The 7,804-nt window shown below is 61.2% G+C and carries 5 protein-coding genes; all 5 read left to right on the top strand.

The genetic code is table 11. From position 1 onward, the window contains the following. Nucleotides 1–185: 185 nt before the first annotated feature. The 5 genes from GVL50_RS28200 to gcvP all read left to right on the top strand — a co-directional run bounded on the left by GVL50_RS28200 (nt 186) and on the right by gcvP (nt 7,699). Nucleotides 186–1,190 carry an extracellular solute-binding protein gene (locus GVL50_RS28200; protein WP_008081441.1) on the top strand — a complete coding sequence of 335 codons (1,005 nt, stop codon included), beginning with the start codon at nt 186–188 and terminating at the stop codon, nt 1,188–1,190. 143 nt (nt 1,191–1,333) lie between these two features. Next, on the top strand, nt 1,334–2,950 hold the full coding sequence (locus GVL50_RS28205) for an iron ABC transporter permease (RefSeq protein ID WP_159815819.1): 1,617 nt from the start codon (nt 1,334–1,336) through the stop codon (nt 2,948–2,950). Nucleotides 2,951–3,105: 155 nt separating this feature from the next. Further along, nucleotides 3,106–4,188: a glycine cleavage system aminomethyltransferase GcvT gene (gene gcvT / locus GVL50_RS28210; protein ID WP_159815820.1), complete on the top strand. Its 1,083-nt coding sequence runs from the start codon at nt 3,106–3,108 to the stop codon at nt 4,186–4,188. A 48-nt stretch (nt 4,189–4,236) separates the two neighbouring features. Next, complete coding sequence (gene gcvH / locus GVL50_RS28215) at nt 4,237–4,620, top strand: glycine cleavage system protein GcvH (RefSeq protein ID WP_053124868.1); 384 nt, start codon at nt 4,237–4,239, stop codon at nt 4,618–4,620. Nucleotides 4,621–4,825: 205 nt separating this feature from the next. Further along, on the top strand, nt 4,826–7,699 hold the full coding sequence (gene gcvP, locus GVL50_RS28220; protein WP_159815821.1) for an aminomethyl-transferring glycine dehydrogenase: 2,874 nt from the start codon (nt 4,826–4,828) through the stop codon (nt 7,697–7,699). The last annotated feature ends 105 nt before the right edge of the window (nt 7,700–7,804 follow it).

Genomic DNA, 7,804 nt, shown 5'->3' on the forward strand with positions numbered 1-7,804 from the left:
CTGCCGCAGGCTGCGATCTTTTGATCTTAAAAACAACATCAAAAGATCGCAGCCTGCGGCAGCTCCTACAGGGATGGCGGTCAATCATGCAACATCTGGTAACTCCTTCAAAAAGAGTTCGATTGAGGTGGTAAATGTGAGTCCTTATCATTTGGCCCACATTTCCCGACCGAGAGACCACTCCCATGTTGGCACCCAAGCGTCTTCTGACCGCACTGGCCCTGACCCTGATCGGTAGCACCACGGCCCAGGCCGCTGATGAGGTGGTGGTTTACTCGTCGCGCATCGATGAGCTGATCAAACCGGTCTTCGATGCCTACACCGCCAAGACCGGGGTGAAGATCAAGTTCATCACCGACAAGGAAGCGCCGCTGATGCAGCGCATCAAGGCTGAAGGTGAAAACGCCACCGCCGACCTGCTGCTCACCGTTGATGCCGGCAACCTCTGGCAGGCTGAGCAGATGGGCATCCTCCAGCCATTCACCTCGAAAACCATCGACGCCAACATTCCCCTGCAATATCGCTCGTCCACTCACGCCTGGACTGGCCTGAGCCTGCGCGCGCGCACCATCGCCTATTCCACCGAACGGGTGAAGCCGGGCGAGTTGACCACGTACGAAGCGCTGGCCGACAAGAACTGGGAAGGGCGCCTGTGCCTGCGCACGGCGAAGAAGGTCTACAACCAGTCGCTGACCGCGACCATGATCGAAGTCCACGGCGCGGCGAAGACCGAGGAAATCCTCAAAGGCTGGGTGAATAACCTGTCCACCGACGTGTTCTCCGATGACGTTGCAGTGCTGGAGGCTATCAACGCCGGGCAGTGCGACGTGGGCATCGTCAACACTTACTACTACGGTCGCCTGCACAAGCAGAAGCCGGAGCTGCCGGTGAAACTGTTCTGGCCGAATCAGGCGGATCGCGGTGTGCACGTGAACCTGTCGGGGATTGGCCTGACCAAACATGCACCGCACCCGGAAGCGGCCAAGGCTCTGGTTGAATGGATGACCACGCCGGAAGCGCAGAAGATTTTTGCTGACGTGAACCAGGAATTCCCGGCCAACCCGGCGGTCGCGCCTTCGGAAGAAGTGGCGGCGTGGGGCAAGTTCATTGCGGACACCTTGCCGGTGGAAGTGGCGGGCAAGCGTCAGGCTGAGGCGATCCGGATGATGGATCGGGCGGGTTGGAACTGAGTCTGCTGCTGTAAAGATCAAAAGATCGCAGCCTTCGGCAGCTCCTACAGGGTGATCACATTTCCCAATGTAGGAGCTGCCGGAGGCTGCGATCTTTTCGCTTTCTTCCTTACACTCCACGATTTCCCCGCGAGACCTTTGAAGTGGCCCACCCCGCCCAACGCCGCTGGTACCCCATCGTCTTCGCCGTCGCCGCGTTGGTGCTGCTGCCCCTGAGTGTTCTGCTGCTGTCCTGGCAAACCATTGATCAACAGATCTGGTCGCACCTGTGGCAAACCCAGATGCCGCGCCTGCTCGGCAACACCTTGACGCTAGTGCTCGGCGTCGGTGTCGGCGTGACCCTGCTCGGCGTCAGCCTGGCGTGGCTCACCAGCCTCTGCGAATTCCCCGGTCGGCGCTGGCTCGACTGGGCGCTGATGCTGCCGTTCGCCATCCCCGCGTACGTGCTGGCCTTCGTCTTCGTCGGCCTGCTCGACTTCGCCGGCCCGGTGCAAACCCTGCTGCGCGAATGGTTCGGCACAGGCCTGCGCCTACCCCGCGTGCGCTCCACCGGCGGGGTGATTATCGTGCTGGTGCTGGTTTTCTACCCGTACGTTTACCTGCTGGCGCGCACCGCGTTTCTCGCGCAGGGCAAAGGCTTGATGGAAGCCGCGCGGGTGCTCGGCCAATCGCCGTGGCAAGCCTTCTGGCGCGTAGCGTTGCCGATGGCGCGGCCGGCGATTGGTGCCGGTGTGGCGCTGGCGCTGATGGAAACCCTCGCCGATTTCGGTGCGGTGTCGGTGTTCAACTTCGACACCTTCACCACCGCGATCTACAAAACCTGGTACGGCTTCTTCAGCCTGTCGAGTGCGGCGCAACTGGCCAGCCTGTTGCTGCTGGTGGTGATGCTGGTGCTGTACGGCGAACGTCGTGCGCGCGGCGCCGACCGCGCGAGCAACGAGCGGCCTCGGGTGAAAGCGCTGTATCACCTGCGCGGATTCAAAGCCCTCGCGGCGATGAGCTGGTGCGGACTGGTGTTCGCCTGCGCCTTCGTGATTCCGATGCTGCAACTGATCGTCTGGTTCTGGCAGCGCGGGCGTTTCGATCTCGATGAGCGCTATGCCGGGCTGATCCTGCACACCCTCTATCTGGGCGGCATGGCGGCGCTGATCACCGTCAGCGTCGCCTTGCTGCTGGCCTTCGCCCGGCGCTTGGCGCCGACGCCGGCGATCAACTCCGGCGTGGGTTTGGCCAATCTCGGTTACGCCTTGCCGGGTTCGGTGCTGGCGGTGTCGATCATGCTGGCCTTCAGTTATCTCGATCGCGAGCTGGTGATCCCGCTCTCCGGCTGGCTCGGTGGCGCTGGCAAACCGTTGCTGCTCGGCAGTCTCGCGGCGTTGCTGATGGCGTATCTGGTGCGCTTTATCGCGGTCGCTTACGGCCCGCTGGAAAACAGTCTGGCGCGTATACGGCCGTCTTTGCCCGAAGCGGCACGTAGCCTCGGTGTCAGTGGGCCACGACTGTTTTTCAAAGTGTATCTGCCGTTGTTGCTGCCCGGCACGTTGAGCGCCGCGCTGCTGGTGTTCGTCGATGTGCTCAAGGAAATGCCCGCGACCCTGCTGATGCGCCCGTTTGGCTGGGACACGCTGGCCGTGCGCATCTTTGAAATGACCAGCGAAGGCGAATGGGCGCGGGCGTCGTTGCCGGCGCTGAGCCTGGTTTTGGTCGGACTGTTGCCGGTCATCGGCCTGATTCGCCGCTCGGCGCATCGAAACACTTAGTAGTGAGTCCTGAATCATGCGGCTACAATGCGCGGCATTCGGTGCGGTTCGTCTGACAGACCCGTTCGCTGGAATCGGCTGAGAGCCTTCTATTTCAAGGCTTTCGCCCGTGCAGCGGCTGTCCGCACCTTCGCCACGCCCGGAAGGAGAAACCCATGGGACAGCGTACGCCTCTGTATGACCTGCATCTCGCCCTCGGCGCGAAGATGGTCGATTTTGGCGGTTGGGACATGCCACTGCATTACGGCTCGCAGGTCGAGGAGCACCACGAGGTGCGCCGCGATTGCGGGGTGTTCGATGTATCCCATATGACCGTGATCGATGTCACCGGCAACCAGGCCAAGGCCTGGCTTCAGCATTTGCTGGCCAATGACGTCGAACGCCTGCACCGCCCCGGCCGTGCGTTGTACAGCACCATGCTCAACGAGCGTGGCGGCATCGTCGACGACATGATCGTCTACCGCCTTGACGAGGGTTATCGACTGGTAGTCAACGCGTCCACCCGCGATCAGGATCTTGCGTGGATGAACGCGCAACTTTCCGGCTACGACGTGCATTTGCATGAGCGTTCCGAGATGGCGATGCTGGCCATTCAAGGCCCGCAAGCCCGGCACAAGATTGCCGAGTTGGTGACCCAATCCCGCGCCACGCTGATCCAGCACCTCAAACCCTTCGAAGGCTATACCGACGGCGACTGGTTCATCGCGCGCACCGGTTACACCGGTGAAGACGGTCTGGAAATCGTCCTGCCAGCCAATCAGGCTCCGGGTTTCTTCAACGATCTGGTCGGCGCCGGCATTTCCCCGATCGGCCTCGGCGCTCGCGACACCTTGCGCGTTGAAGCCGGGATGAACCTCTACGGTCAGGACATCGATCAGGACGTTTCGCCGCTGGCCTCGAACATGGCCTGGAGCATCGCCTGGGAACCGGCCTCGCGCCAGTTCATCGGCCGCGCTGCCCTGGAGACGGAAAAAGCCGCTGGCGTGGCGCACAAACTGGTCGGTCTGGTGCTGGAAGAACGCGGCGTTTTGCGCGCTCATCAAGTGGTTCGTATCGCCGATGTTGGCGAAGGAGAGATCACCAGTGGTAGTTTCTCCCCTACGCTAAGCAAATCGATTGCCCTGGCGCGTGTTCCGATGGCAACCGCCGACCGCGCCGAAGTGGAAATCCGTGGCAAGTGGTACCCGGTACGTGTGGTCAAACCGACCTTCGTCCGCCATGGCAAAACTTTGATCTAACCTTTTCCGGCGGGCACGACCGCTGACAATTTCTCGAGGACACCGAAGATGAGCGATATCCCTGCCGACCTGCGTTTTGCCGAAAGTCATGAATGGGCCCGTCTGGAAGCCGACGGCACCGTCACTGTGGGCATCAGCGATCACGCGCAGGAAGCGCTGGGTGATGTGGTGTTCGTCGAGCTGACTGAAGTCGGCAAAGTCTTCGCTGCACAAGATCAGGCCGGTGTGGTTGAGTCGGTGAAAGCCGCTTCCGACATCTACGCGCCGATCGGTGGTGAAGTGATTGCCGTCAACGAAGAGCTGGGTGGTTCGCCTGAACTGCTGAACTCCGACCCGTACGGCGCGTGGATCTTCAAGATCAAGCCAACCGACGCGGCTGAGCTGGACAAGCTGCTGGATGCCGGCGCTTATAAGGCTGCCATCGGCGAGTAAGCATTAAGCAATACCCAAAGCCCCGACTTGTCGGGGCTTTTTTTTCAGGATCAAAAGATCGCAGCCTTCGGCAGCTCCTACAGGGGGATGGTGTAGACCTTGTAGGAGCTGCCGAAGGCTGCGATCTTTTGATCTTCAAGGGCACTGCTATGCTGGTTTGACCGTGTTGCATTGACGCCGAGCGCCAGCCAAGAGAGAGCCCGTCATGTCCCAGTTGCCGTCCTTGAGCCAGTTACGCGATCCCGATGCTTTTCTGCGTCGTCACCTCGGCCCGGATGCCGCCGAGCAACAAGCGATGCTCGACAGCCTCGGCCTCGGCAGTCGCGCCGAACTGATCGAACAGACTGTGCCGCCGGGCATCCGCTTCAATCGCGCACTCGATCTGCCGCCGGCGCTGGACGAACAAACGGCGCTGGCCAAGCTGCGCGGCTATGCCGAGCAGAATCAGGTGTGGAGCAGCCTGATCGGCATGGGCTACCACGGCACCCTGACGCCGACCGTCATCCTGCGCAACGTGCTGGAAAATCCCGGTTGGTACACCGCGTACACGCCGTATCAACCGGAGATCGCCCAAGGCCGGCTCGAAGCGCTGCTGAATTTCCAGCAACTGACCATCGACCTCACCGGCCTCGAATTGGCCAACGCCTCGCTGCTCGATGAAGCCACGGCGGCGGCAGAAGCCATGGCCTTGGCCAAGCGTGTGGCGAAGTCGAAGAGCAATCTGTTTTTCGTCGATGAGAACTGTCATCCGCAGACCATTTCCGTGGTGCAGACCCGCGCCGAGGGCTTCGGCTTTGAGCTGATCATCGACGCTGTGGATAACTTGAAGCAGCACCAGGTATTCGGTGCGCTGCTGCAGTATCCCGACACTCACGGCGAAGTGCGCGATCTGCGTCCATTGATTGATCACTTGCACGCGCAGCAAGCGCTGGCGTGCGTCGCCACGGATTTGTTGAGTTTGTTGTTGCTGACCCCGCCGGGTGAGTTGGGCGCCGATGTAGTGTTCGGTTCATCGCAACGGTTCGGCGTACCGATGGGTTACGGCGGCCCGCACGCCGCATTCTTTGCCAGTCGTGAGGAATATAAACGGGCGATTCCCGGGCGGATCATCGGCGTTTCGAAAGACGCCCGGGGCAACGTCGCGTTGCGCATGGCCCTGCAAACTCGCGAGCAACATATCCGCCGCGAGAAGGCCAACTCGAACATCTGCACAGCGCAGGTGCTGTTGGCGAATATCGCCAGTTTCTACGCGGTGTATCACGGCCCGGAAGGTCTGAAACGCATCGCTCAGCGGGTGCATCGGTTGACCTGCATTCTGGCGGCAGGGCTTGAAAGACATGGGCTGAAACGCCTGAACGCGCAGTTTTTCGACACGCTGACGCTCGACGTTGGTGGCGCACAAACCGCGATTATTCAAAGCGCTCAGACTGCGCAGATCAATCTGAGGATTCTCGGCCGTGGCCGCGTCGGGCTGAGCCTTGACGAGACCTGCGATGAAACGACCGTGGCGAAACTGTTCGATGTCTTGCTCGGGGCTGATCACGGCTTGAGCGTCGACGATCTCGACGCCGAGGCGCTGACCTCGGGCATCCCCGTCAACCTTCAGCGCACAACGCCGTACCTGCGCCATCCGGTCTTCAACGCGCACCACAGCGAAACCGAGATGCTGCGCTACCTCAAACAACTGGAGAACAAGGATCTGGCGCTCAACCAGTCGATGATCCCGCTGGGCTCCTGCACCATGAAACTCAACGCCACCAGCGAGATGATCCCGATCACCTGGCCGCAATTCGCCAACCTGCATCCGTTCGTGCCGCGCGAGCAAGCCGTCGGCTACACGCTGATGATCGAGGAGCTGGAGCGCTGGCTCTGCGCGATCACCGGTTTCGATGCGATCTGCATGCAGCCCAACTCCGGTGCGCAGGGCGAATACGCCGGGCTGCTGGCGATTCGCAAATATCACGAGAGCCGGCAACAGGGCGCTCGGGATATTTGTCTGATTCCTTCGTCAGCCCACGGCACCAACCCGGCGTCGGCGCAGATGGCCGGGATGCGCGTGGTGATCGTCGAGTGCGACGCGGAGGGCAACGTTGATCTGGAAGATTTGAAAGCCAAAGCCGCTGAGGCTGGGGATAAGTTGGCGTGCTTGATGGCGACGTATCCGTCGACCCATGGTGTGTACGAGGAGGGCATCAGCGAAATCTGCGAAGTGATCCACCAACACGGCGGTCAGGTGTACATGGACGGCGCCAACCTCAACGCGCAGGTCGGGCTGGCGCGGCCGGCGGACATTGGTGCCGACGTCTCGCACATGAATTTGCACAAGACCTTCTGCATTCCTCATGGCGGCGGTGGGCCCGGCATGGGGCCGATCGGGATTCGTGCGCATTTGGCGCCGTTCGTTGCCAATCACCCGGTGGTGCCAATCGACGGGCCGCTGGCGCAGAACGGCGCGGTCAGTGCCGCGCCGTGGGGCAGCGCGAGTATTTTGCCGATCAGCTGGATGTACATCGCCATGATGGGCCCGCAATTGGCCGATGCCAGCGAGGTGGCGATTCTCGCGGCGAATTACCTGGCGCAGCATTTATCCGGCGCGTTCCCGGTGTTGTACACAGGGCGTAACGGGCGGGTGGCGCATGAATGTATTTTGGATTTACGGCCGTTGAAGGCGCAGACCGGGATCAGTGAAGAAGACGTCGCCAAGCGCCTGATAGATTACGGCTTCCATGCGCCGACCATGTCATTCCCGGTGCCGGGAACGTTGATGGTCGAGCCGACCGAGAGCGAGTCGAAGGCTGAGCTGGATCGGTTTATCGGCGCGATGCTGAGCATTCGAGCGGAAATCACCGAAGTGCAAAACGGCAACTGGCCGGCAGAAGACAACCCGCTGAAACGCGCGCCGCATACCTTGGCGGATGTCACCGGCATTTGGGAGCGGCCGTACAGCATCGAACAAGGCATCGCCCCGGATGCGCACACCAAGGCGCACAAGTATTGGCCGGCGGTGAATCGGGTGGACAACGTTTACGGCGATCGCAACCTGTATTGCGCGTGCGTGCCGGTGGACGATTACCGCTGATTTCCCTGAACACACGCAGTCCAAATGTGGGAGCGGGCTTGCTCGCGAAGGCGGTGTGTCAGATACATTGATGTTTGCTGATACGACGCCTTCGCGAGCAAGCCC

The sequence above is a fragment of the Pseudomonas sp. 18058 genome, from assembly GCF_902706155.1.
Taxonomy (GTDB): Bacteria; Pseudomonadota; Gammaproteobacteria; order Pseudomonadales; family Pseudomonadaceae; genus Aquipseudomonas; species Aquipseudomonas rustica.

Bases quoted from the DNA above. Each gene is read 5' to 3' on its own strand.
- GVL50_RS28200 (WP_008081441.1), top strand. From the start codon at position 186: ATGTTGGCACCCAAGCGTCTTCTGACCGCACTGGCCCTGACCCTGATC.
- gcvT (WP_159815820.1), top strand. From the start codon at position 3,106: ATGGGACAGCGTACGCCTCTGTATGACCTGCATCTCGCCCTCGGCGCG.
- gcvH (WP_053124868.1), top strand. From the start codon at position 4,237: ATGAGCGATATCCCTGCCGACCTGCGTTTTGCCGAAAGTCATGAATGG.
- gcvP (WP_159815821.1), top strand. From the start codon at position 4,826: ATGTCCCAGTTGCCGTCCTTGAGCCAGTTACGCGATCCCGATGCTTTT.